Here is a 23,338-nt window from a genome sequence, read left to right on the forward strand (position 1 = left end):
AAGCACAGCACCAGCATCTTCACCAAGCTGGAACTCGCCCCCTCCGACGACGACAACCGCCGCGTGCTGGCCGTGCTCGCCTACCTCATGTCCGCGCCACGTGACGGCCGCATCCCGCCGAACCACTGAGCTGGTCAAGACTGAGCGCCGGCCGGATCAGGCCGGCGGACGGGCGCCTGACCGTCCGCGACGCCACCCCGCTCGGCGATCCGTCGTAGCCGCGGCGGTGTGATCTGCCGGGTGGCCGGGGCTACTCCCGGCCGCGCACCTCCCGGCGTGCCACCGTGCGGATGGCCTGCGTGTACGGGGCGTCCGCGGCGCGTGTCTCCTGATCAAGGTCGGCGAAGGGGAGCAGGGCCTTGTGGTCGCCGTCCACCGTCTGCATCCAGGCGCACCAGGCGTTGTGCACGTCCTCGTCGGTCACCTGTTCCCCCTTGGCCTGCAGGAGCACGGCGTAGAGGCGGAACAGGGCGTCGGAGTCCGCGGGAGGCTTCGCGTGCGGGGGCAGGCAGGACCGGATGCGGTCGGCGAGAGCGTCCAGGTACGTCACACGGACAGTGTGCCCGCAAACAGGATCAGGTGCGCCACGGCGAACACGAGGGGAACGACGCGCTCGGACGCGCCCAGCTCCGCGTAGCGCCCCCGCCGGCCGGGGGGCGGAGCGTGCTGGAGAAGGTCCCACTCGTCCCCGAAGACCCTCGCTGTGAGGCTCTCCTCCAGCTTGAGGATGACCTTGAACTTCGCGCTGTTGAGAGCGCGGTAGCTGCGCAGCTGCATCCACCAGGTGACGGACAGGGTGGTGCCCGCCAAGGTCACCGCCAGCGGCACCCACCAGGGCGATTCCGAGAGCCGGGGAGCGCCGAAACCGACCAGACTCACCAGCGCGGACTGCACCGACAGGAAGAAGGCGTTGGCGTTGCCCCGGCGAGCGGAGACACGGTCGGCCATCTCCACGGCGAGTTTGTACAGTTCCAGCGGCTCGGGCCGGCGCTCCGGTTCCGGGGACGCCGTCACCCGTTCTCCTCTCGTCGGTGCCGTGTGTCCAGTGCGGACAACTGGTCGATCACCGGCCGCAGTTGCCGCCTGACCAGCCGGCTGAGCGTCCATGTGCCGGGCAGCCGCACGGTCGTGGGGTCGAACCGGATGAACCTCGCCTCCCCGTCCGGCCGGAAGACGACCATCCCCTTGAGGGTGAAGTCCCAACGCAACCGCTTCCGGCCGCCGTTCAGGAGCACCTCCCAGCGTGGCCGCTCGGGGCGTGCGGGCGGCGGGTAGGCCGGCAGGTCGGGCAGTGGCGGCCACGCCCCCGTTCCGGGCGCCCCCGGTTCGGTGCGTGACCGCCGCTCGTACTCCGCGGCGACGGCCTCGCGGAAGCGGTCGTAGGTCGGGGCGTCGCAGTAGGCCAGCAGAAACAGCCGCGTGGGCGGCACGAGGCGCACCGCCTCGGTGAACTCCCACACCGTGCCCGGGCCCGGACCTGCCGACAGCAGCACGGCGTGCGCACCGGCGATCAGCCTGCTCACCGTGGACTGCCAGTCGTGCAGGGGCAGGTAGCCGCGGGCCGCTCCGGGCAGCGGGAGTTCCTCGCCGGGCCGGCCGATCGCGATGACACGGCCGAACCGCCTGAAGCGGCGGACCAGGGACTCCTCATGCGTCAGACCCGAGATGAAGAAGAAGGTCTGCAGGTTTGCGCCGCCGCCCTGGATGTCGTCGGGCAGCGAGCTCATGACCTCGTCGTTGGAGAACGGGCGCAAGTACAGGAGGTAGTGGGTGCCGGGCAGGCGCTCGAAGGAGTCGACGACGTCGGTGAGGTGCTGCTTGCCGCGCACCACCGCGAGGCGACCCGTCATGAAGACCGCCACGCCGGCGAAGAACGCCACCGCCGCTCCCAGCAGGCGCAACCACCAGCGGGCGTGGGGAAGGGAAGCCCACTGGACGCTTCCCAGGTTCTTCCTGAAGACCGTGAACCCCAGGAGGCCCGACGCCGCACCCACGATGCGCAGGGTCCACCCGCCGCAGACCAGCACGCGTCCTGTGGCCGCCCGTTGCACACCGCGCGGGGACGGCTTCTTCTCCAGCTGGAAGTGCCGGCTCCTGCTCATACGTACGGCCCCACGTGCGCCCCCCGTGTCGCTTGCGTCAGCCGTGGACGCTTCGGAAGATACGCCAACCCGGGCCCGCGCACAGGGCAGTTGGGCCCGCACGCACAACCTTCACACGGAACGCGAACAGGCCGTGACCTCCACGGTCGACGGCCTGCCCACGTTCAAGAAGGGGTTACCAGCAGAGCTTGCTAATCGTGTGCTCGTCGCACACGTGGCCGTCGGCAGCCGAAGCGGTAGCGGCGGGGATCGCAAGAGCCGCCAGGAGCGCGGCGATGAAGAGGGCGGAGATGTGTCGCATGGCGAACGGTCCTTTCTGGGTCCTCCGGCAAGACAGGTGTCTTGGGGGTGAGCCCAGGCTTGCTCAGACCCGCACACTCCGCATGTCGAACGAACACGGTCAGTGACCACAGGGGCGCCCGGACCGGCTGCGGCCGGCCCGGGCGCCGTACGTCATGTGGTGTCGAACGACGACGACCCCTGCGGCTTGGAGTTCCGCCGACTGTGCGCGGCGTGCCGGGGCTTGGACACCTTGGACGAGACCTGCCCGACGATCTCCCAGAAACACACCAGTGCGGTGATGGGCGGAATTCCGAAGATGATCAGTGAAAGCGGTGAATGTGATGAATGGCTGACGCACAGGGCGACGGCCATGGCGGAGGCGCCCAGCAGCACACCCCAGGATCTGCGCGCACTCCGACTCTGCACGGTGGCCCGCAGAATGGACAGGGCCGCCACGAGCCACGGTCCGTACACCGTCAGCGGCCACCACCGGGCCAGTCTCATCGGCAGTACGGAAGAAGCGGTGGCACGGAGCTGGGTATAAGAATAAGAAAACGACCAGCCCAACATGCAGATTGCGCACACCGAGATCGTCGCGATCAAGAGGGTGACGTGAGCGCTGCGACTGTTCTCGGGTGAGCGGGATTCCGTGCGGATCCGCCGCCGGTTCCGCCTGTGGCTGGACCGTTCGTGCGGCGGGCTCGGCTCGGGATTCGCGGCGGATGCGGCGGACAGCATCTGGGCCAGCTCTTCGACCGGGTCCCACTCTATCTCGATCGTACTGAACTCGGAGTCGATGAAGACGTCTTCGTCCTGAATCCTGTCCATCAGGTAAGTCCTATAGCCCCACCATCGCCTGCAGATACTCGGTTTCCAGCTGGGTGATTCTCCTCAGGAACTCATCGAGTAGATCCGAACATCCGTCAAAACGTCCCTCCCCTTCGTCGTGTTCCGCCTGAAGTGTGAGCGCCGAGCGAAGATTCCCGGCGGCGATCCTCTCAGTCAGTGTCACGACCGCCTAACGAGCTCCTCGGGTGGCGGGGGTGTGCGGCATTCGGGTGTTTCCGTGGCCCGAAAGCAGTATCCGGCGGGTCCGATGACAGCAATTGGCGAAAATGCGAGTAACTGGGGAACTGCATTCGGTGAATAGAGAGGGAGCGGATCCGGCCACCGACGGTCCTGCCGCCACGACCGGCCACCTCGGGCCTCGGTGCGTCCGTCAGGGTGAATCGGCCGTGTCGCGACGGCCGGGACGGTGGCGGACGGCACGGTGCGCGGCTCGGCGTGGGCGCGCGGTGCGACCCGGCGCCCGCTTCCGGAGCGCCGACCCGCCCGCCCGCCGCGCGGTCTGGCCGAAACCGATCGCCGGGCAGCCGCGGCTGGCCGGCGTGGCCGGGCCCTTCAACCTGTGGAGTGCGCGGCCGTCATCGCCGCGTCGCCGTGAGGACCTCCGGTGGCACATGGTCGGGGCCTCGGCGTGGACGTGGCGGACGAGGGCGAAGTGGTTCGGGTAGTCGGCCCCCCCCGGCGGCCCCCCGGCCCGCCCCGCATCAGCCCGCGTTTCAGCCCGCGGTCAGTCCCGTCAGCTCGGCCAGGGGGAGGGTGTGGCGGGTCTGGAGGACCTTCGCGCGCAGATAGCGGACGTTGTGGGCCGTGGTGAAGACGCCGGTCGGCACCCGGTCCCGTACGACGACGCCCAGCGCGCGCAGCTGCTCGGCCTTGTCGGGGTTGTTGGACAGCAGGTCCAGCTCGTCGATGCCGAGGGCGGCGAGCATCTGCGCGGCGGCGGTGTAGTCGCGGGCGTCCTCCGGCAGGCCGAGCGCGGCGTTCGCCTCGTAGGTGTCGAGGCCCTGGTCCTGGAGGGCGTACGCGTCGAGCTTGTTGTAGAGGCCGATGCCGCGGCCCTCCTGGCGGAGGTAGAGCAGGACACCGCCGGTGGTGGCGATGCGCTCGACCGCCTCGCGCAGCTGGGGTCCGCAGTCGCAGCGGGCCGAGCCGAAGACGTCGCCGGTCAGGCACTCGGAGTGCAGGCGCACCAGCGGGACCGGGCCGGGGTCGCCGAGGACGACGGCGACATGCTCCTGGCCGTCGGCCAGGCCGTGGAAGGTGACGAGTTCGGCGTCGACGCCGTAGCCGTCGTGGAAGCGCAGCGGTACCCGGACGCGGGCGCGCGGGGTGGCGGCGGTGGTGTCGGGCATGCGGATCCCTCCGGGGAAGGTGCTTCAGATTTGAAGCAGCGGTACGCGGGGACCCTACCCCATGCTTAAAACTTAAAGCAATCACTTTCCGTGTGCCGGGCGGGACTCAGGGGGTGCGGCCCGGGGTCGAGGAGGAGCAGGACGACCGGCGCCGCCAGGGCACGTCCTCCGCCCCGGGCGCGCTGTCGTCCCCCTGCAGTCCGCTCGCGATCCCGGTGCAGATCTCCTCCAGCTGCCCCACCTGTTCCGGCGTGAGCCGGTCGAACAGGGTGGTGCGCACGGTCTCGACGTGCCCGGGCGCCGTACGCTCCAGCACGGCCATCCCCTCGTCCGTCAGCACGGCGATGCTGCTGCGCTTGTCCCAGCGGCAGTCCTCCCGGCGCACCAGCCCGTCCCGTTCGAGACGGGTCACCGCATAGGTCAGCCGGCTGCGCGTGATCTTCAGCGTCTCGGCGAGATCGGTCATGCGCAGCCGCCGCTCGGGCGCCTCGGAGAGGTTGGCCAGCACGGAGTAGAACAGATGCGGCATGCGGGCCGTCTGCTGGAGGTTCCGGTCGATCGCGTCGTCCAGCAGCCGGGCGGCGGCCAGGTAGGCGCGCCAGGCGCGCTGCTCCTCGGGAGTGAGCCAGCGGGTCGTCATGCCGCCAGTGTAAGTTTGTTTCAAACTTGAACCAAGTCTGACTTTTCAGGGAGAGCGCGCCGATGTCGTACCCCTATGTGCTGCTGTCCGCCGCCGTCTCCCTCGACGGCTACCTGGACGACACCGGCCCCGAACGGCTCCTGCTGTCCAGCCCGGCCGACTTCGACCGGGTCGACGCCGTCCGGGCCTCCGTCGACGCCATCCTGGTCGGCGCCGGGACGATCCGCGCCGACAACCCACGGCTGCTGGTCAACTCCGCCGAGCGCCGCGCGGCCCGCGTGGCCGAGGGCAGGCCGGAGTACCCGCTGAAGGTGACCGTCACCGCCACCGGCGACCTCGACCCCGGCGCCCACTTCTGGCACACCGGCGGCGGCAAGCTCGTCTACACGACCGACAAGGGCGCCGAACAGGCCGCACGCCTCCTCGGCGGCACCGCCGACATCGTCCCGCTCGGCCCCGACCTCGACTGGCGGGCCCTGCTGGGCCACCTGCACGGCGTGCGCGGCGTACGGCGCCTGATGGTCGAGGGCGGCGGCACGATCCACACCCAACTGCTCCAGCAGGGCCTGGCCGACGAGCTCCAACTGGTCCTCGCGCCGCTGTTCGTCGGCGACCCGGCCGCCCCCCGCCTGTTCGGGCCGGGCGCCTACCAGGCCGGCCGGCTGCGCCTCGCCGAAACCCGCCGCATGGAGGACGTGGTCCTCATGCGCTACGAGCCCACGGCCCCCGGCGCCGGCCCGGTCCCCACCGCCGCCGACCGCCACTGGCTGCGCACCGCCTGCGACCTGGCCGCGCTGTGCCCGCCCTCGGAGACGGCGTTCAGCGTCGGCGCGGTGGTGGTCGCCGCCGACGGTACCGAGCTGGCCCGGGGGCATTCCCGGGAGGGCGGCGACCCCGTGGTGCACGCGGAGGAGGCGGCCCTGGCGAAGATCGATCCGGCGGATCCGCGGTTGGCCGCCGCCACGGTGTATTCCAGCCTGGAGCCCTGCGCCCGGCGTGCCTCGCGGCCGGCGCCGTGTGCCGAGCTGATCCTGCGGGCGGGGGTGCGGCGGGTGGTCACGGCCTGGCAGGAGCCGGACACGTTTGTCTCCGCGGCCGACGGGACGGGGGTCCTGGTCGGCGGAGGTGCACAGGTGGTCGTACTGCCGGAGCTGGAGGGACTCGCCAAGGCGCCGAACATGCATCTGCTGGGACGCTGAAAACACCCAGGGCCGGAATCCACTGGATTCCGGCCCTGGGCCTTCAGTAGCGGGGACAGGATTTGAACCTGCGACCTCTGGGTTATGAGCCCAGCGAGCTACCGAGCTGCTCCACCCCGCGTCGTTGTGACTCCAGAGTACCCCATCCGCAGGGCGGCGCGCACACCGCTTTCCCGCGGGCCGCCCCGACGGGGAGATCGTCTGTACCGAGAGTGATCGGACGACCGCCCTCCGCATAACATCTGAGTCACCATCAAAAACCCCGAGACTCCTGAACGCCGGCCAAGTCGCCCGTTTTGGAGGGCTCCTGACCGGTAAGTCCAGGCCGGAAAACGTTAATGATCAAGTCGAACGGCTTGGAAAGTGACCAGCAGGTCTATTAACGTTCGATAACGCAGCGCGGTCGTCCCAGCCGTCACAAGAGACGGCTCCGTGCGCACGCGCCGAATCCCGCAAGGGAACCGGGGAACCACCACCTTGGGGTGAATCACGCGGATGCCGTGACCGGTATACGCGCGTAGGAGACCTTCCTGCTCCGAACCCGTCAGCTAACCCGGTAGGCGGAGGAAGGAAAGGAGTACGCCCGAGTGGCGTCCAACCACCCTGCCCCAGAAGCCCCGTTCATGCCCGAGCCGGCCGAGCCCGAGACCTTCGGCTACGGCTCCTACCGCGCCGAAGAGGGCCCCTGGGAGGAGTGGAACCCCACCGAGGACTCCCTGACCCCGGTCCGCGGCCGGCACCGCGTCGCCAAGCAGCGCGGCGGCTTCGCGCGCAGCTCCACCGTCCTCGGCGTCGGCGTGCTCGCCGCGGTCGGCGCCGGCGGCATGGCCAGCGCCAACACCGGCAAGCCGCCGGTCTCCATATCCCTGCCGGACCTGGACTCCGTCGGCCACCTCTTCGGCGACGACTCCTCCGACGCGCACCACACCGACACCACCGCGCTCAGCAACGTCGGCGTGACCTCGGCCGACAGCAAGGACTCCGACGCGGGCGAGGCCCTGCGCAACCGGATCATGGCCCAGGCCGAGCAGCAGCAGAACAAGGCCGACAGCAAGGCCACCGCCGCCGCGCTCGCCGCGGCCGAGAAGCAGACCGCCGCCGCCGCGGCCAAGGCGGAGAAGGACGCCGCCGCCAAGGCCACCGCCGCCAAGGAGAAGGCGGAGGCCGACGCCGAGAAGGCGGCCGAGGCCAAGCGGCTGGCCGAGCTGGCCAAGCAGTACCAGCTGCCCGTCGTCTCGTACACGATCACCGGCACCTTCGGCCAGCCCGGCGCCATGTGGTCCTCCGGCTACCACACCGGCCTCGACTTCGCCGCCCCCACCGGCACCCTCATCAAGGCCATCCACGGGGGCACGATCACCCAGGCCGGCTGGGCCGGAGCCTACGGCTACCGCACGGTCCTCACCCTCGACGACGGCACCGAGCTGTGGTTCTGCCACCAGTCCTCGATCAACGTCAAGGTCGGCCAGAAGGTCTCGACCGGCGAGGTCATCGGCCGCATCGGCGCCACCGGCAACGTCACCGGCCCGCACCTGCACCTCGAGGTCCACCCCGACGGCCAGGCCGCCGGCATCGACCCGGCGCCCTGGCTGCGGGACAAGGGCCTCAACCCCTGAGCGTGTCAGCCATGAGAAACATGTGAAATCGGCGCCGGCGGTGGAATGCGATCATCCACCGCCGGTGTTGACGTCGAGCATGACTTCTCTGCGCACACTCGGTTCCTCCGGCCTCGAGGTCTTCCCGCTCTCCCTGGGCGGCAACGTCTTCGGCTGGACCGCCGACGAGGAGACCTCCTTCGCCGTCCTCGACGCCTACACGGCCGCCGGCGGCAACTTCATCGACACCGCCGACTCCTACTCCGCCTGGATCGAGGGCAACAAGGGCGGTGAGTCCGAGACGATCATCGGCAAGTGGGTCAAGGCCCGCGGCAACCGCGCCGACGTCGTCATCGCCACCAAGGTCAGCCAGCACCCCGAGTACCAGGGCCTGTCCGCGACCAACATCAGGGCCGCCGCCGACGCCTCCCTGCGCCGCCTGGACACCGACTACATCGACCTCTACTACACCCACTTCGACAAGCCCGAGGTGCCGGTCGAGGAGATCATCGGCGCGCTGGACGAGCTGGTGAAGGCGGGCAAGGTCCGGCACATCGCCGCCTCCAACATCAGCCCCGAGCGGCTGCAGGCCTCCCTGGACTTCTCCGACCGCGAGGGCCTGGCCCGCTACGTCGCCCTCCAGCCGCACTACAACCTCGTCTCCCGCGAGACCTACGAGGGCCCGCTGCAGGACCTGGCCGCCCGCGAGGGCCTGTCCGCCGTGCCGTACTTCTCCCTCGCCTCGGGCTTCCTGACCGGCAAGTACCGCCCCGGCGCCAAGGTCGACAGCGCCCGCGCGGACCGGGCCGAGCGGTACGCGGAATCCGAGCGCGGCCGACGGGTCCTGGCGGCCCTGGACGAGATCGCCGCCGCGCACGAGGTCCCCGTCGCCACGGTCGCCCTCGCCTGGCTGGCCGCCCAGCCGACGATCACCGCCCCGATCGCCTCGGCCCGCACGGTGGCCCAGCTCCCGGCGCTGACGGGGGTGGCGGACCTGAAGCTGACGGACACCGAACTGGCGAAGCTGACGGAGGCGTCGGCATAACTTCCCGGGCCAGCGGCGGCTGACCTTCTCCCGCCGCTGTCTATGACCGGTACGGGTTGTACGCGGGATACGGCGCCTTGTACGCGGGATACGGCGCCGCCGGATACCCGTACCCCGGCCAATACGCCGTAGGCATCCGCGCGGGAGCAGTCGCCCCGGCCGCATACTCCAGAGCCGGCCGAGCCACATCCCTCCGCTTCCACAGTTCGTCCAGCAGCTCCCGCTCCCGTACGACGAACTCGGCCCCGCCCTTCCCCTTGCGCCCCCGGTGCCGCAGAGACGCCAGCGACGTCGCGTACGCCTCGTACTGCGCCACGGCGCGCGCCGCGGGTCGCCCGGCGTGGTGGCGGGCGTAGTCACGGGCCGCCCGCCGCGCCCGCATCGACCCGAGCGCGCACGGCTCGGCGGGCCCCAGCCAGCCGGCCAGCACATACGCCGGCAGTTCCGTCCGCACGGTCCGCAGCTGCCGCTGCCGCGTCCAGATCGCGAGCCAGGTCAGCAGCCCGAAGACGGGCACCATGAATCCGCCGTAGACGGCGAAGAACCCGAACTCGCCGAAGGTGGAGGAGCCGTTCCAGAAGGCGTGCATGCTCATCGCGAGCAGCAGACCGCAGAGCGGCAGCAGCACCCGCCGGGCACGCTGCCGCTCGGCGGAGAGCGCGGCGACGCCGAAGCCGATGCCGGTCAGGACGGTGAACAGGGGGTGCGCGAACGGGGACATCACGATGCGCACGAAGAAGGTGGCGGCGGTGACGGAGGCGATGCCGCGGCCGCCGCTGAGCTGGTCGGTCCCGAAGGCCGTACCCAGGTAGAGGATGTTCTCGGTGAACGCGAACCCGGTGGCGGTGGTCCCGGCCACCACCACCCCGTCCACGATCCCGGTGAAGTCACGTCTGCGGAAGAGGAAGACGAGCAGGACGGCGGCGGCCTTGGCGGACTCCTCCACGACGGGCGCTATCACGGTGGCGCCCAGGGTGTCGGCACCGGCCGGATCGGCGGTCGCGGTGGCTATCCACTTGGTCGCGAAGCTGTTGGCGACGATGGCTATCAGCGCCGCCGCGCACGCTCCCCAGGCGAAGGCGAAGACCAGGTTCCGCCAGGGGCCCGGCTCAACCCGGTCCAGCCACCGGAAGGCGGCTATGAGCCACGGCACGGGCAGCACGGCCAGTCCGAGCCCGACGAGGAACCCCTCCGTACCGGTCTGTCTGCGCACCAGCGCGAGAATGACCAGCCCGGACAGTGCCAGCAGTGTGATCAGTGTCCCGTATCTCACCCACCTGTGCTGCCACCAGCGCGGATGGTGAAGCACAAGGCCCTCGGGGCCCGGGGGATACGTCGGAAACGGAGGACTGGTGGCCACGGCATCGACCCTAACGGTGGCGGGGCGAGGGGCTGGAGCGTTTACCGGCCCCGATGCGGTACGCGCTATCGGTCCTGGCTGTGCGGTACGCGGCGGAAGAGCAGATCGTTCACGACATGTCCCTTGTCCAGTCCCTGCCCCTCGAAACGGGTCAGCGGCCGGGACGCGGGGCGCGCCGCGAAACCGCCGTCCGCCTGCGTGTTCTCGAAGTCGGGGTGCGCGGTGAGCACCTCGAGCATCTGCTCGGCGTACGGCTCCCAGTCGGTCGCGCAGTGCACGATCGCGCCGGGCTTCAGCCGGGTCGCGGCGAGCGTCAGGAACTCGGGCTGGATGAGCCGCCGCTTGTGATGCCGCTTCTTGGGCCAGGGGTCCGGGAAGTACACCCGCAGCCCGTCGAGCGAGTCGGGGGCGAGCATCTCCCTGAGCAGGATGATCGCGTCACCGTTCGCCACCCGGACGTTGGAGAGGCCGTTCCGGTCGGCGAGAGCCAGCAGATTGCCCTGCCCGGGGGTGTGCACGTCGACGGCGAGGATGCCGGTGTCCGGGTCGGCGGCGGCCATCTGTGCGGTGGCCTCGCCCATCCCGAACCCGATCTCCAGCACGACCGGCCTGTCGTTCCCGAACAGCTCGCCGAGGTCGATGACCCGCTGCCCGTCGATGTCGAGCCCCCACTTGGGCCACAGCCGCTGCAGCGCGTCCGCCTGCCCGGCGGTCACCCGGCTGCGCCGCGGCTGGAAACTCCGGATCCGCCGCTCGAAGTGCGACCCGGCGGGATCGGCCTTGGGCCCGTCCGGGAACCGCGGCTCCCCCTTGGTCCGGGTATGCCGGACGGAGACGCCGGGGGTGTGCGGAGTCGGCGAGGGGGCTTCGGGGAGGTTCAGCGAGTCAGACACAGTGCTTCCGATTTTACGGCCCGCCGGGAGGGCGCCTTTGCGAGCCGAGCATGTCCAGCACCCGGCGCCCCACCTCCCGCCCGATCGGCAGGGAAGCGGTGGCCGCAGGCGAGGGCGCGTTCAGGACGTGCACGGCCCGCGCCCCCTCGCGGATGAGGAAGTCGTCCACCAGCGTCCCGTCCCGCAGCACCGCCTGCGCCCGCACGCCGGCAGGGGCCCGCACCAGGTCGTCCGCCTCCACGCCGGGCAACAACCGGCGCACCGCCGTCAGGAACGCCCCCTTCGACAGCGAGCGGCGCAGCTCACCCGCGCCGTATCTCCAGTGCCGCCGGGCGATCGCCCACGACCCCGGCCACGCCACCGTCCCGGCCAGCTCCCGGGGGTGCACGACTCCCCAGCCGTACCCCTCCCGGGCCAGCGCCGGTACCGCGTTGGGCCCGATGTGGACGCCCCCGTCGATCCCGCGGGTCAGGTGTACCCCGAGGAACGGGAACGCCGGATCCGGCACCGGATACACCAGCCCGCGCACCAGCTCCGGACGCGCCAGCTCGTAGTACTCCCCGCGGAACGGCACGATCCGCACCTCGGGCTCGTCCCCGGTCAGCCGGGCCACCTCGTCGCAGTACAGCCCGGCGCAGTTCACCAGCACCCGCGCCCGCACGACATCCCCGGCCGAGGTGAGCACCGCCACGCCCCGCTCCGGCCGACGGTCCACCCGGACGACCCGCGCCCCGTACCGGATCTCGGCCCCGGACGCCCGGGCGAGCTGCCGGGCGACCCCGACGAAGTCGCACACCCCCGTCGTACCGACGTGTATGGCGGCGAGTCCGCGCACCTCCGGCTCGTACTCACCGATCTGTGCGGCACCCAGCTCGCGCACCGGGATGCCGTTCTCCCGGCCGCGCTGCACGAGCGCGTGCAGCCGCGGCAGCTCCTCCCGCTCCGTGGCGACGATCAGCTTGCCGGTGACGGCGTGCGCGATGCCGTACTCGGCGCAGAACTTCACCATCTCGGCGGCGCCCCCCACCGCGTACCGCGCCTTGAGCGAGCCGGGACGGTAGTAGATCCCGCTGTGGATCACACCGCTGTTGCGGCCCGTCTGGTGCCGGGCCGGCCCCGGCTCCTTCTCCAGCACCAGGACCCGCGTGCCCGGCGCGGCCCGTGTGATCGCATACGCCGTGGACAGCCCGACGATCCCCCCACCGACCACGAGCACATCACAGTCGTACGACCCGACCAGCACCGAGCACCACCTCCACTCCCGATAGTGCACTGCGCCACTGACAATGCCTTCAAACGCAGTCGGTCTGCGGGGTCCGCGTGCCGGGGCCGGGGTCAGGCGGGGGCCATCAGCAGCGGCCGAGCCCTCTCCCGCAGTTCCACCACCCGCGGCTCGTCCCCGTACGGCTCCAGCCGATGCAGAAGATCCTTCACATACTCGGTGGTGCGCGCGGACGAGATCCGCCCGGCCACCTCCACGGCCCGCACCCCCTGCTCGCAGGCGGCGTCGAGATTCCCGGACTCCAGCTCGGCGACCGCCGAGACCACCAGCCGCAGCCCGTGCGACCGCACGAACTCCTCCGTCGGCTTCGACAGGGCCTGCTCGGTGAACCGCCGCACCTGCCGAGGCGCTTTCAGATCCCGGTAGCACTCCGCGGCATCAGCGGCGAACCGGTCATAGCAATAGAAACCAAGCCAAGAAGGATCGTTGTCGCCCTCCCGGGACCGCTCCAGCCACCCCTCGGCGGCCTTCAGCGCCGCACCCGCCGCCTGCGCGTCTCCCGCACGCGCGTGTGCCCGCGCCTCCACCAGCCGGAAGAAACTCATCGTGCGCGCGGTCGCCAGCCCCCGGTTCCGCTCCAGCGCGGCCTGTGCCAGATCGACCCCCTCGTCGCCGAAGCCGCGGTACGTCGCCTGCAGCGACATCGAGGCCAGGACGTAGCCCCCCAGGGGAACGTCCGCCGCCGCACGCGCGAGCCGCAGAGCCTGGATGTAGTACCGCTGCGCCGCCTCCTGCTGGCCGGTGTCGAAGGCCATCCACCCGGCGAGCCGGGTGAGTTCGGCGGAGGCGCCGAACAGGGCGCGGCCCACCTCGTCGGAGTAGGAGCCGAGCAGCAGCGGCGCCGCCTCCACCCGCAGGCACTCCGGCACCATCGACGAACGCCAGTCCCCGCCGCCGTACTTGGAGTCCCACCGCCTGGCGTCCTCGGCGGCCTCTCGCAGCTTGCGCACATCACTGTGGCCGACTTTGATCGGTGCGCCGGAGTCCTCGGCGGAGCCCGCCTCCCGCGCGACCGAGCTGTCGGCGGGGGTTATCAGCCATCGTGAGGCGGGCGTTGCGTATGCGCTCACTGCGAACGATCCGGCGAGGGACTGCCAGATGCCGCCCGAGCCGGCCCGGCGCCCGGCGAGGTCGAGACGGTACAGCTCCGTCGCCGACCTCACCGCCTGTCCTACGTCTCTGGGGAAGGCGAGGCCCACTTCGGGCGCGGGATCCGCGTCCGCCAGGCCGATCTCGTGGAGCGGCACCGGGCGGCCGAGCTTCTGCCCGATGGCGGCCGCGATGAGGTGCGGCGCCGCGCCCTGCGGCACCATCCCCTTCGACACCCAGCGCGCCACCGAGGTCTTGTCGTAGCGAAGAGTCAACCCGCGTTGGGCGCCAAGGTCGTTGACGCGTCGTGCGAGTCCTGCGTTGCTGATTCCCGCGAGGGCGAGAACGGTGCCGAGTTTTTCGTTCGGCCCGCGTTGCTCCCTGGACATGCGCCACCCCTCGACACAGACGGCTGCCGCGCTGGCATAACCACGCGGCATTCGTAAACCCAGCGTAGTTCGCCGCATCCCAAGCGTTAAGGGGCATTGTTCCGGTTGGCGGGATTGTGGTCCGTACGGAAGTGCGGTCCTGTACGCACCGTGCACGGCCTGTCGCCGCGTGCCCCCGCGCGTGTGGCCGTGCGCCCGTCCGTGCGCTCTTCTCCGGCCATCGGGGGAGCGGTTCCATGGCTCTTGCGTGGGTCGGCCCGCTGTACTGGATCCAGCGGGCTGGGGGACACCGCCACCTTCATCCCCGCGGGTGGCGGACCGGTCCGGGAGGCGATGCCCGCCTCCCGGACTGTGCGCGTGTCCGCGCCGCCACGTGTTTCGCAGGCGTGTACGGAGCGTGCGCATCTCCCGCTTCGCTCTGCATATTTGGCTGAAAATCGCCCCAGCCGCTCGTGGTTGGATTCCGCTCCGACCATGGAACTTGACGGCGTGAAGGGCGTTTTGGGGGAGCGTACGGGGGGCGCATTCGAGTCGTACTCACCTGGGTCCACCGTGCACGTCCCTCGATCGAAGCCGGTGCCGCCGTCCCTCCACAGTGCTCCCTTCATGGCAGCATGGGGATCCGGTTCGTACGGTGCACTGTTGTCCACAGCCTGTGGAGGCGTCGATGCGGTGGTTGGTGGGGTGGAGCAGCACCGCCGCGGGCGTCGCCGGGACCGGCACCGCGGGCGCCACCGGTTACGACGGCGAGACCCTGCACCCGGTCGGCTCCCACCTCCTGTGGGGCGACCCGGACCCGCTGTGGGCCGTCGGCGACTGGCGCCCGGACGAGGTGCGCGTGGTGCGGGCCGACGCGGACAGCCACATCGCCGTCCTCGGCATCTGCGGCGCCTCCGACGAGGAGCTGAGACGCGGCCTGTTCACCGCGCGCGGGGGCGCACTGCGCCATCTGACGGCCTGGCCCGGCAGTTACACGGCCGTCGTCAAGGTCGGCCGCCGCATCACCGTCTGCGGCGATCTCGCCGGCGCCCGCCCGGTCTTCCACACCCCCTGGGCCGGCGGCACGGCCTACGCCACCGCCGCGCTGCCCCTCGCCGACCTCATCGAGGCCAACCTCGACTTCGCCCACCTGGCCGCCCTGCTCGCCGCCCCCGAGGTGCCGGCCGCGCTGCGCGACACCACCCCGTACGAGGGCGTGCGGCGCGTTCCGCCGGGGCACGCGCTCGTGCTGCGCGCCGGGGCGCGCGAGATCGCCGGGTACGAGCCGGTCGCCTCGCTCGCCGTGGCCGCGGCCCCCGCCGACCCCGAGCGCGCCGTGGACGCCGTACGCGACGCTCTCGTGGAGGCGGTCCGCACCCGGCTGTCGGCACCGCGGCACGTGCCCGGCCTCGACCCCGGGCCGGTGCCCGGCATGGGCCCGGCCGAGCGGCGGGCCCGGCGCGGGATGCCCGTGCCCGGCATCGGCGCCGACCTCTCCGGGGGCCCCGCCTCCGGCACCCTCGCCCTGCTGGCCGCCGGGCTGCCCGGCAGACCCGGCACGCTCCTCGGCCACGGCACCGGCGCGGGCGAGCGGCTCGTCGCCGTCACCTTCAACGACCTGACCGTGGCCGGCCGCGAGGCCGAACTCGAACGCGCCGGAGCCCTCGCCGCCAACCCGCGCCTGCACCACATGGTGGTCACCGGTGCCGAGGAGACCCTGCCGTACGCCGACCTCGACGGCCCCCTCACCGACGAACCGGGCCCCTCGCTGGTCGTGGCCGCCCGGCACCGCGCCCGGCTCGCCGCCGGCAGCGCCGACCACTTCACCGGCCACGGCGCCCGCCAGGTCCTGGACGCCCACCCCGCCCGCCTCGCCGACCTCCTCATGGACCGCAAGCGGCGCCATCTGGTCCGCCCGGTCGCCGCGCTCGCCAAGGCCGACGGCTCGGTGATGGTCCCCGCGCGCGTGTACGGCGCCGCCCGCCGCCTCGCCCGCACCCCCTACCGGACCGGACTGGAGGTGCTGGCCGAGCGGTTGATGCGGCGCCGCTTCGACGAGCCCAAGGGAGCGGTCGGCGCGTCCCTCGCCGCGCTGACCTGGGCCAGACCCGGGCCGGCCGCCCGCTGGCTGACGGGGGAGGCGCTGGCCGAAGTATCGGTTCTTCTCGAGTCGGAGGCGGACCGCTCCGGAACCGCCGCCCAGCGCCCCGGCGACTATCGCGCGCGTGCCGCCCTCACCCGCTACGCCGCCGACCTGCGCGTCCTCGAACAGGCCGCCGAGATCCGCTCCCAGCGCCTGCACGCGCCGTTCCTCGACAACCAGGTCGTCCGCGCCTGCCGCGCCCTGCCCGAGGCCCTGCGTGTCCAGCCCGGCGCCCGCGCCGCCATCCTGCGTACGGTCCTGGAGGGCGCCGGCGTCACCGACCTCCCGCCCGGCTGGGGCGCCCCCTCGCACGTCTCCTCGGCGGCAGCCGCACGCGCGGGACTGCGCGTGGCGGCCGACCCCCTCCTGGACCTCTTCTCCACGCCCCTTCTGGCCGACGCCGGCCTGGTGGAGGCCCGCGTCATCCGCAAGGCGCTCCGCACGGCAGCCGCAGGTGACCTTCTCCCCCTGGACGGCCTGGCCGACCTCGTCTCCCTCGAACTCTGGCTCCACCGCCTCCTCTCCCGCCGGGGAACCTGCTGGACGGGAACGCCGGCACGCGCGCGTGCGGTGCCCTCCGGGATCCAGCCGAGAAGAGGGGCCCTGGCTTCCGGCGCCTGAGGAGGGGCCGCACAGGGGCGGTGCCCCGCCGTACCCGTCTGCGGGTCCGCCGTGGCCGCTCGCGCAGTTCCCCGCGCCCCTTATGGGCACCTCTCAGCGAGCAGGGCCCGGCCCCCGCGCAGCCCCAGCACCGGGCACGGTCGGGCACCGCTGAGCGAAACCCCGTCGCCCCACCCCCAACGCCACCGCGACAATGACCGGGTGCGGTACAGAATCCTGGGTGTAACCGAGGCGGCAGACGACCAGGGCACCCCCGTACCCATCGGCGGGCAACGCCTGCGCACGCTCCTCACCGCCCTGGCCCTCCGCCCGGGCCGCACCGCCACCCCCGAAACCCTCATCGACGAGATCTGGGCCGACGACCACCCGGACGACCGCCCGAGCGACGCTCCCGCCGCCCTCCAGGCCCTCGTCGGCCGCCTCCGCCGAGCCCTCGGCAAGCAGACCGTCAGCTCCACCCCCGGCGGCTACCGCCTGGAGGCGACCGAGGACGACATCGACCTGTACGTCTTCGAACGCCTCACCCGCACCGGCACCGAGGCCCTCACCGCGGGCGACCCGGCGACCGCCCACCGCACCCTCACCGAGGCCCTCGCCCTCTGGCACGGCCCCGCCCTCGCCGACCTGCCCGACCGCACCGCCGCCACCCGCCCGGAGGCCCTGCGTCTGGCGGCGACCCGCGCCCGCGCCGCCGCCGCCCTCGACCTCGGCCGCGCCCCGGACGTCGTACCGGAGCTGACGGAACTCACCGCGGTCCATCCCCTGGACGAGCCCCTGCACGCCCTCCTCATCCGCGCCCTGCGCGACACGGGCCGCACCGCCGACGCCCTCACCGCGTACGAGTCCGCCCGCCGCACCCTGGCCGACACCCTCGGCACCGATCCCGGCCCGGAACTCAAGGCCCTGCACACGTCGTTGCTCCAGCAGCGGCAACCACAGCCCCAGCCGGAGCCCCGGAAGGCACCGCCTCCCGCTCGGCCTCCCGAGCGCACCGGCAACATCCGCCCCCGTCTGACGTCCTTCGTCGGGCGGGAACCCGAACTCGCAGCCATTCGTTCCGATGTGCACAGGGCCCGCCTGGTCACGCTCACCGGACCGGGCGGCTCCGGAAAGACCCGCCTCGCCGAGGAGGCCGCCGCACGGCTTCCGCAGGCATGGCTGGTCGAGCTGGCCCCGCTCGACCATCCGGAGGCGGTGCCCGGCGCGGTGGTCAGCGCCCTCGGTCTGCGCGAGACCGTGTTGCTGACCAACGAGCTGACGACCCCGCAGGCCGACCCCGTCGCCCTGCTGATCGAGTACTGCGCACCGCGCAGCCAACTCCTGATCCTTGACAACTGCGAACATGTCATCGGCGCGACCGCCGCCCTCGCCGAGACCCTCCTCACCCACTGCCCGGGGCTCACGATCCTCGCGACCAGCCGTGAACCCCTGGGCGTCCCCGGTGAGTCGGTGCGCCCGGTCGAGCCCCTCGTCCCGGAGCAGGCGCACCGCCTGTTCGCCGAGCGCGCGAAGGCCGTCCGTCCCGACGCCGACGCGGCGCTCGCCGACACCGAGGCCGTGGCGGAGATCTGCCGCCGCCTGGACGGGCTGCCGCTCGCCATCGAGCTGGCCGCCGCCCGGCTCAGGCTGCTGACCCCGCGGCAGATCGCCGACCGGCTCGACGACCGCTTCCGCCTGCTCACCTCCGGAAGCCGCACGGTCCTGCCCCGCCAGCAGACCCTGCGCGCGGTCGTCGACTGGTCCTGGGACCTGCTGGACGAGCGCGAGCGCACGGTGCTGCGCGAGGTCTCGGTGTTCGCCGGCGGCTGGGACCTCACGGCCGCCGAGGCCGTGTGCACCGGCCCGGCGGCCGACCTGATCGGCGCCCTGGTCGACAAGTCCCTCGTCGTCGCCGCTCCGGACGCCACGGGCGGCATGCGCTACCGCATGCTGGAGACCATCAACGAGTACGCCGCCGAGCGCGCGGCCGAGGTCCCCGGCCTGCGCGCCACGGCCGAGCGACGGCACCGCGCGTGGGTGCGGGCGCTGGTCGAGGAGGCCGAGCCGCGCCTGCGGTCGGCGGACCAGCTGCACTGGATCTCCCGCCTGGAGACCGAACTGGACAACATCCGGGCGGCTCTGGACCGCTCCGTCCGCGCGGGCGACGAGGCGGAGGCGGGCGCGATCGTCGTCGCCATCGGCTGGTTCTGGTGGCTGCGCAACCACCGTCAGGAGGCGGTGTCCTGGGTCCGGCTGGTCCTGCGCCTGGGCGTGGCCCTGGACACCCGGGCGGCTTCCCGTCCCGGCGGGCCTCCTGCGGACGCCGCCGGCGACCCGGAGGCGCTGACGGCCCTCGTGGAGTCGGCCGACCCGATCGGCTTCCTCGTCGCCGCTCCCGACGCCGAGGCCGGGCATCCGCTGCGGGAGCTGCGGATGGACCTGCGGATGCTCGACCTGTTCCTGACCTCCGAGTCGAACCCCGGGCACCTCGGGTCCGACCCCCGGGCCCCGGAGTACATCGCGCGCGTCCGGGCCGCCTACGAGCCCGGTGGTCCCCAGGCCGCCCGGCTTCCGGGCATCGTCTGGCCGCTGACCGCCTACTACCTCGGCGGCCCGGCGGACGTCGGCCCGGACATGGCCGCGGCAGTCGCCAACTGCCGGGCGTACGGCGGCGACTGGGAGATCGGTGTCTCCCTGATGTACCGCACCCATATGATCGTCGACTCCCCCGGCAACCTGCGGGGCGTGGACGAGGACCTCGCCGAGCTGCGGACGCTCAGCCGGCACGTCGGGGACCGCTGGATGCGGGCGCAGGTGTGCAGCGCGGCCGGCGAGGCGGCCATGGCGCGCGGCAGGTTCGACCAGGCACGCGGTGAGTACGAGGAGGCGCTGCGCCTCGCCTACGAGGTGGGGGCCCACGCCGAGTCGCCGTTCCTGATGGCGCGACTGGCCGAGATCGCCTACCGCTCCGGCGACCCGGAGACCGCGCTGGCCGCCCTGGACGAGGCGGAAACGGCCGCCGACCGCTACGCGGTGCCCGAGTCGCGCGCCTTCGTACTGCTGATGCGCGCTCAGATCACCCTGCACCACGGGCAGGGCGTCCAGGCCCGCGAGCTGTACGAGGCGACGTGCGCGGTGACGCGCGGCGGCAACCCGCCACCGCAGTTCCTGGCGGGCCTGCGCACCGTCGAGGCGCTCCTCGCGGCCGACGAGTCGGGCCCCGAGCACGGGCTGCCGATCCTCGCGGAGGCGCTGCGCGAAGCCGTGGCGCAGCGGTGCTCCGAGGCGATCACGGCGGTGCTGGTGGACACCGCGGCCGGTCTGCGGGCCCGGTGCGGCGACCCGGCCGGTGCGGTCCGGCTGTTCGCCGCGGCGGACCACTGGCGCGACGGCAATCTGCGTCCCGAGCCGGAGCGCAGCGAGGCCGTCCGGGTGCAGGCCGAAGCCCGTGCGGCCCTGCCCGCCGGGCGGTACGCGGCCGAGCGTGCCCGGGGCGCGTCCCTCGACGTGGCCGCTGTGCTGCGGGAGCTGGGCGTGCCGAAGGCGGCCGTGGAGCGCGGCTGAGACGGCTACCGGCAGGTGAACCGGGACTGGGCCCAGTCCGCGAGCGCCGCCCGGTCGAAGAGGTTGCTGTGCGGTCGCACGACGAGCCGTACGGTCCTGCGCCCGCTCAGGTCCACATGGACGGGCACGGCCCGGTCGTTGCCCTTGACCGTCCCGGACTGCCACAGCCGGACGCCGTCGGCGTAGACCGAGAAGGACACCTTGCCGAGGCCGAGTGTCATGTCGTCCACGCCGGCCAGTGCGTCGTAGGCGGTGCACCGGCGGTTGAGGGCGACGGTGACGGAGGACTCGCCGTGCACGGTCACCCCGTGCGGGTACCGCGTGCCGCCGACCGACATGCCGTAGCGCTGCCACACCCAGCTGCTCTCGCCGAGCCGGATCTCGGGCCGGGTGCCGTCGCCGGTGAGGTCGTAGCCGAGGTCGCTCAGTTCGTAGACGGTGGGCGCCGGCGGCGGAGTGGGCGTCGGGGTCGGCTTCGGTGTCGGGGTGGGAGTCGGTGCCGGTGCCGGAGTGGGCGTCGGCTTGGGTGCCGGCTTCGGTGCGGGTGCCGGGGTGGGCGTCCGTGTCGGGGCGGGGGCCGGCTCGGGGGCCAGTACGACCGGCTCGGCGGCGGGCTTCTTCGCGGGCTTCTTCGCGGGCTTCGGCGGGGTCGGCTTCGGTTTCGGCGGCTCGGAGCGCACGACAGGCGCGGGCGGCGACGGTTCGGCCGCCCGCTTCGCCGGCGGGTGGCTGTCGTTCACCAGCGCCAGCGCCACCGCGGCGGCGGCCACCGCGACCACACCGGCCGCGATCCCCGCCTTCACCGGCGCCCCGAGCGCCTCGGAGGCCGCGGCACCGCCGGCCCCGCCGGACGAGCCGGAGGCCGCCGCGGCGGCACCCGCCGCCCCGGCTCCCGCGCTGCCGGCGACGATCCCGAGCGCCTTGGCGTACCCGGCGGCCCCGAACCAGCCGATGACCGCGACCGGGACGACACCGGGGATCCCGCCGGCGACCTCCTCGATCTGCGCGGCAGCCAGCCGGCACCTGGCGCATTCCTCCAGGTGCTTGCGCAGGCCCCGCTCGGCGCGGATGCGCAGTTTGCGGCGGGCGTAGGTGCCGAGCTGGTCGGCATAGCGGGCGCACTCCTCGTCGCCGGCGAGCGAGGCGCTGACGTGCGCCTGCAGATACGCCTGCTTCAGCCCCTCGCGCGCCCGGCTGGCGAGGACCCGGGTGCCGTTGGCGTCCAGCCCGAACAGCACGGCGACCTCACTCGGGGACTCGTCCTCCACCTCGGTGTGCCACAGCACGGCCTGCCAGCGCTCGGGCAGGGAACGGAAGGCCCGCATGGCCAGGGACTGCTCGGCCTGGTGCATCGCGCGCACATCGGCGCCGAGGTCCACCGTGTCGTCGGACACTTCGCAGGCGCGCGAGGCCCGCTGGGAAAAGACGGCGAAGTCGTCCACGAGCTGCTCGCGCCGGGCCGACTTCGTCCAGTGCGCGGCGACGCGCCGCACGGAGGTCAGCAGATAGGCCCGAACGGCGTGCTCGGGCCCCGATCCGCCGCGCACCGCCTGCAGCATCCGGGCGAAGACCTCCGCCGTCAGGTCGTCGGCGGTGTGCCCGTCCCGGCAGCAGGTGCGCGCGTACCGCCGCACGGAGTCCGCGTGCCGTCGGTAGAGCTCCGCGTACGCGGAGTCGTCACCGCCGCGCATCCGCGCGACCAGCTCACCGTCGTCGGGCGGCGTCTCCCGGGGCGGCGGCAGCACGCTGCCCCCGCGCTGGGCGGGCACGCTCGCGTCGCTCCGCCCGCCGGGGGAAGCCGGACGCCCGCCCTGGTGCGGCACCTGGGGCGGGGTCAGCCCGGAGGCCTCGGCGCCCGCTTCGTCACCGCGTGACTCGTCCCACCCGTCAACGCCCATCGCGGAAAGCCCCCGACACCGGCCCAGCCCAACCCGTCACCGGCTCAGGGTGCCACACCGACTTTCGGCCCAGACCCCCATGTTCACGGCATCCACTCATCCGAGGGCTGCGGTCATCACAGACGCGCGTCCACCACTCGAGAGAGCGAACTGCAGCCCCCTGCGGGCGCGGGGCCGTATCGACACGCGGCTACCGCCGCGTGGGTGCGACCAGCCACATGCGGTCCGCAGCCCGACGACGACACGAACCCCCCGCCCCGAACCGTTTCCCCTACGCCGGCCTAGACCGAAGTCCCTCCAGCAGAATCTCCAGCAGTCGAGCGGAAGCCGCCGCCTGCTGCGCCGCGTCCGGCAGGGAAGGCGCCGCGGTGGCGATCACCAGCAGCACATCCCCCACGGACACATCCGCCCGCAGTTCCCCGGCCGTCCGGGCCCGCTCCACGAGCTGCCCGACCACCTCCAGCAACACCCCGACCCCGCTGTCATCGGCAGCCCCGGCGGATTCCCCCGGCACGAGCCGCAGCTCACCGGCCCCCGGCTGCACCCGCTGCTGAGGCACCCGAGCCTCGCCGACGGCCTCGGCCGAACCGGCGGAGCCCTGCGCGGAGCCGACCAGCACCTGCGGCGGCAGCAACCGCCCCGCCCCCGACGCCACGGACGTCCGCAGGAACCGCGACAGCGCCGACCACGGCTCGTCCTCCTGCCCCAGCGCGGCCCGCGCCTGCTCGGTCAGCCGCGCCGTCTCCTCCTCGGCTATCCGCCGGACCAGCACGTCCTTGCTGGGAAAGCGCCGGTACACCGTGCCGACACCCACCCGCGCGCGCCGCGCCACGTCCTCCATCGGCGCGCCGTACCCGAGCTCGCCGAAGACCTCACGCGCCGCGCGCAGCACGTGCTCCAGATTGCGCTGTGCGTCCACCCGCAGCGGCGTCGTACGCGACGCGTCCGCGCGCCCGTTGCCCGCCGCCGCGCTCACCGCGCCACCGCCGGACGCGATCGCGGTTGCAGATGACCAATGCGTGTCCTGAACATGCATGTGTTCCCCCGGTAATGACGTCTCCCCCCGGAGACTCCCCGCCA

Annotated in this window: 19 protein-coding genes, 1 tRNA gene and 1 riboswitch; of the genes, 5 read left to right on the forward strand and 15 right to left on the reverse strand. The window is 72.6% G+C overall.

Features of this window, described 5'->3' with window-relative positions; genetic code table 11:
• Positions 1–250: 250 nt before the first annotated feature.
• From ACZ7GZ_RS38015 to ACZ7GZ_RS38050, 8 genes are all read right to left on the reverse strand, one after another.
• A complete protein-coding gene (locus tag ACZ7GZ_RS38015) occupies positions 251–550 on the reverse strand; it encodes a DUF7701 domain-containing protein (protein ID WP_471031677.1) in 300 nt (99 codons plus the stop codon).
• Entirely contained in the window at positions 547–1,014 is a 468-nt protein-coding gene (locus tag ACZ7GZ_RS38020) for a RipA family octameric membrane protein (protein WP_471031678.1), read from the reverse strand. The genes ACZ7GZ_RS38015 and ACZ7GZ_RS38020 overlap by 4 nt, the downstream gene beginning before the upstream one ends.
• Complete coding sequence (locus tag ACZ7GZ_RS38025; protein WP_471031681.1) at positions 1,011–2,102, reverse strand: hypothetical protein; 1,092 nt, start codon at positions 2,100–2,102, stop codon at positions 1,011–1,013. Before ACZ7GZ_RS38025 ends, ACZ7GZ_RS38020 begins: the two co-directional genes overlap by 4 nt.
• A gap of 175 nt (positions 2,103–2,277) precedes the next feature.
• Positions 2,278–2,403: a hypothetical protein gene (locus ACZ7GZ_RS38030; RefSeq protein WP_471031682.1), complete on the reverse strand. Its 126-nt coding sequence runs from the start codon at positions 2,401–2,403 to the stop codon at positions 2,278–2,280.
• Between the two features lie 152 nt (positions 2,404–2,555).
• Entirely contained in the window at positions 2,556–3,212 is a 657-nt protein-coding gene (locus ACZ7GZ_RS38035) for a DUF2637 domain-containing protein (protein WP_471031684.1), read from the reverse strand.
• Between the two features lie 10 nt (positions 3,213–3,222).
• A complete protein-coding gene (locus ACZ7GZ_RS38040; protein WP_471031687.1) occupies positions 3,223–3,396 on the reverse strand; it encodes a hypothetical protein in 174 nt (57 codons plus the stop codon).
• A 550-nt stretch (positions 3,397–3,946) separates the two neighbouring features.
• Entirely contained in the window at positions 3,947–4,582 is a 636-nt protein-coding gene (locus tag ACZ7GZ_RS38045) for a GTP cyclohydrolase II (protein WP_471031689.1), read from the reverse strand.
• Positions 4,583–4,688: 106 nt separating this feature from the next.
• The gene (locus ACZ7GZ_RS38050) at positions 4,689–5,222 is read right to left on the reverse strand and encodes a MarR family winged helix-turn-helix transcriptional regulator (RefSeq protein WP_471031691.1); all 534 of its coding nucleotides are present in this window, start codon (positions 5,220–5,222) and stop codon (positions 4,689–4,691) included.
• 62 nt (positions 5,223–5,284) lie between these two features.
• On the opposite strand from ACZ7GZ_RS38050, the gene ACZ7GZ_RS38055 reads away from it, so the two are divergent.
• Positions 5,285–6,421 carry a dihydrofolate reductase family protein gene (locus tag ACZ7GZ_RS38055; RefSeq protein WP_471031693.1) on the forward strand — a complete coding sequence of 379 codons (1,137 nt, stop codon included), beginning with the start codon at positions 5,285–5,287 and terminating at the stop codon, positions 6,419–6,421.
• 47 nt (positions 6,422–6,468) lie between these two features.
• Here ACZ7GZ_RS38055 and ACZ7GZ_RS38060 read toward each other — a convergent pair.
• Positions 6,469–6,542: transfer RNA gene (locus ACZ7GZ_RS38060), tRNA-Met, on the reverse strand.
• 310 nt (positions 6,543–6,852) lie between these two features.
• Positions 6,853–6,999: riboswitch (cyclic di-AMP (ydaO/yuaA leader) on the forward strand.
• A 9-nt stretch (positions 7,000–7,008) separates the two neighbouring features.
• Between ACZ7GZ_RS38060 and ACZ7GZ_RS38065 the strand changes: the two genes are divergently transcribed.
• Positions 7,009–8,037 (forward strand): M23 family metallopeptidase, encoded by a 1,029-nt coding sequence (locus tag ACZ7GZ_RS38065; RefSeq protein ID WP_471031695.1) that lies wholly within the window; start codon positions 7,009–7,011, stop codon positions 8,035–8,037.
• A 79-nt stretch (positions 8,038–8,116) separates the two neighbouring features.
• On the forward strand, positions 8,117–9,061 hold the full coding sequence (locus tag ACZ7GZ_RS38070; protein ID WP_471031697.1) for an aldo/keto reductase: 945 nt from the start codon (positions 8,117–8,119) through the stop codon (positions 9,059–9,061).
• A 40-nt stretch (positions 9,062–9,101) separates the two neighbouring features.
• On the opposite strand, the gene ACZ7GZ_RS38075 is transcribed toward ACZ7GZ_RS38070, so the two are convergent.
• The 4 genes from ACZ7GZ_RS38075 to ACZ7GZ_RS38090 all read right to left on the reverse strand — a co-directional run bounded on the left by ACZ7GZ_RS38075 (position 9,102) and on the right by ACZ7GZ_RS38090 (position 14,074).
• Positions 9,102–10,421 carry a PrsW family intramembrane metalloprotease gene (locus tag ACZ7GZ_RS38075; protein WP_471031699.1) on the reverse strand — a complete coding sequence of 440 codons (1,320 nt, stop codon included), beginning with the start codon at positions 10,419–10,421 and terminating at the stop codon, positions 9,102–9,104.
• Positions 10,422–10,486: 65 nt separating this feature from the next.
• Positions 10,487–11,314: a tRNA (guanosine(46)-N7)-methyltransferase TrmB gene (gene trmB, locus ACZ7GZ_RS38080; protein WP_471031700.1), complete on the reverse strand. Its 828-nt coding sequence runs from the start codon at positions 11,312–11,314 to the stop codon at positions 10,487–10,489.
• Between the two features lie 13 nt (positions 11,315–11,327).
• Entirely contained in the window at positions 11,328–12,557 is a 1,230-nt protein-coding gene (lhgO, locus tag ACZ7GZ_RS38085) for an L-2-hydroxyglutarate oxidase (RefSeq protein ID WP_471031702.1), read from the reverse strand.
• Between the two features lie 92 nt (positions 12,558–12,649).
• A complete protein-coding gene (locus tag ACZ7GZ_RS38090; RefSeq protein WP_471031704.1) occupies positions 12,650–14,074 on the reverse strand; it encodes an MFS transporter in 1,425 nt (474 codons plus the stop codon).
• A gap of 667 nt (positions 14,075–14,741) precedes the next feature.
• Here ACZ7GZ_RS38090 and ACZ7GZ_RS38095 point away from each other — a divergent pair.
• The gene (locus tag ACZ7GZ_RS38095; protein ID WP_471031706.1) at positions 14,742–16,817 is read left to right on the forward strand and encodes an asparagine synthase-related protein; all 2,076 of its coding nucleotides are present in this window, start codon (positions 14,742–14,744) and stop codon (positions 16,815–16,817) included.
• A 201-nt stretch (positions 16,818–17,018) separates the two neighbouring features.
• A complete protein-coding gene (locus tag ACZ7GZ_RS38100) occupies positions 17,019–20,360 on the forward strand; it encodes an AfsR/SARP family transcriptional regulator (RefSeq protein WP_471031708.1) in 3,342 nt (1,113 codons plus the stop codon).
• A gap of 5 nt (positions 20,361–20,365) precedes the next feature.
• Here ACZ7GZ_RS38100 and ACZ7GZ_RS38105 read toward each other — a convergent pair whose 3' ends face one another.
• Both ACZ7GZ_RS38105 and ACZ7GZ_RS38110 read right to left on the reverse strand, forming a co-directional pair.
• Positions 20,366–22,258, reverse strand: a complete 1,893-nt coding sequence (locus tag ACZ7GZ_RS38105) for a sigma-70 family RNA polymerase sigma factor (RefSeq protein WP_471031710.1) — start codon at positions 22,256–22,258, stop codon at positions 20,366–20,368.
• A gap of 271 nt (positions 22,259–22,529) precedes the next feature.
• Positions 22,530–23,294, reverse strand: coding sequence for a TetR/AcrR family transcriptional regulator (locus ACZ7GZ_RS38110; protein WP_471031712.1), 765 nt, complete (start codon positions 23,292–23,294; stop codon positions 22,530–22,532).
• Positions 23,295–23,338: the final 44 nt, after the last annotated feature.

The sequence above is a fragment of the Streptomyces sp. NPDC037288 genome (assembly GCF_055603265.1).

Coding starts and splice junctions, on each gene's coding strand:
- ACZ7GZ_RS38105 (WP_471031710.1), bottom strand. CDS start 22,258: ATGGGCGTTGACGGGTGGGACGAGTCACGCGGTGACGAAGCGGGCGCC.
- ACZ7GZ_RS38055 (WP_471031693.1), top strand. CDS start 5,285: ATGTCGTACCCCTATGTGCTGCTGTCCGCCGCCGTCTCCCTCGACGGC.
- ACZ7GZ_RS38095 (WP_471031706.1), top strand. CDS start 14,742: ATGCGGTGGTTGGTGGGGTGGAGCAGCACCGCCGCGGGCGTCGCCGGG.
- ACZ7GZ_RS38035 (WP_471031684.1), bottom strand. CDS start 3,212: ATGGACAGGATTCAGGACGAAGACGTCTTCATCGACTCCGAGTTCAGT.
- ACZ7GZ_RS38050 (WP_471031691.1), bottom strand. CDS start 5,222: ATGACGACCCGCTGGCTCACTCCCGAGGAGCAGCGCGCCTGGCGCGCC.
- ACZ7GZ_RS38070 (WP_471031697.1), top strand. CDS start 8,117: ATGACTTCTCTGCGCACACTCGGTTCCTCCGGCCTCGAGGTCTTCCCG.
- ACZ7GZ_RS38045 (WP_471031689.1), bottom strand. CDS start 4,582: ATGCCCGACACCACCGCCGCCACCCCGCGCGCCCGCGTCCGGGTACCG.
- ACZ7GZ_RS38025 (WP_471031681.1), bottom strand. CDS start 2,102: ATGAGCAGGAGCCGGCACTTCCAGCTGGAGAAGAAGCCGTCCCCGCGC.
- ACZ7GZ_RS38110 (WP_471031712.1), bottom strand. CDS start 23,294: ATGCATGTTCAGGACACGCATTGGTCATCTGCAACCGCGATCGCGTCC.
- ACZ7GZ_RS38030 (WP_471031682.1), bottom strand. CDS start 2,403: ATGCGACACATCTCCGCCCTCTTCATCGCCGCGCTCCTGGCGGCTCTT.
- ACZ7GZ_RS38090 (WP_471031704.1), bottom strand. CDS start 14,074: ATGTCCAGGGAGCAACGCGGGCCGAACGAAAAACTCGGCACCGTTCTC.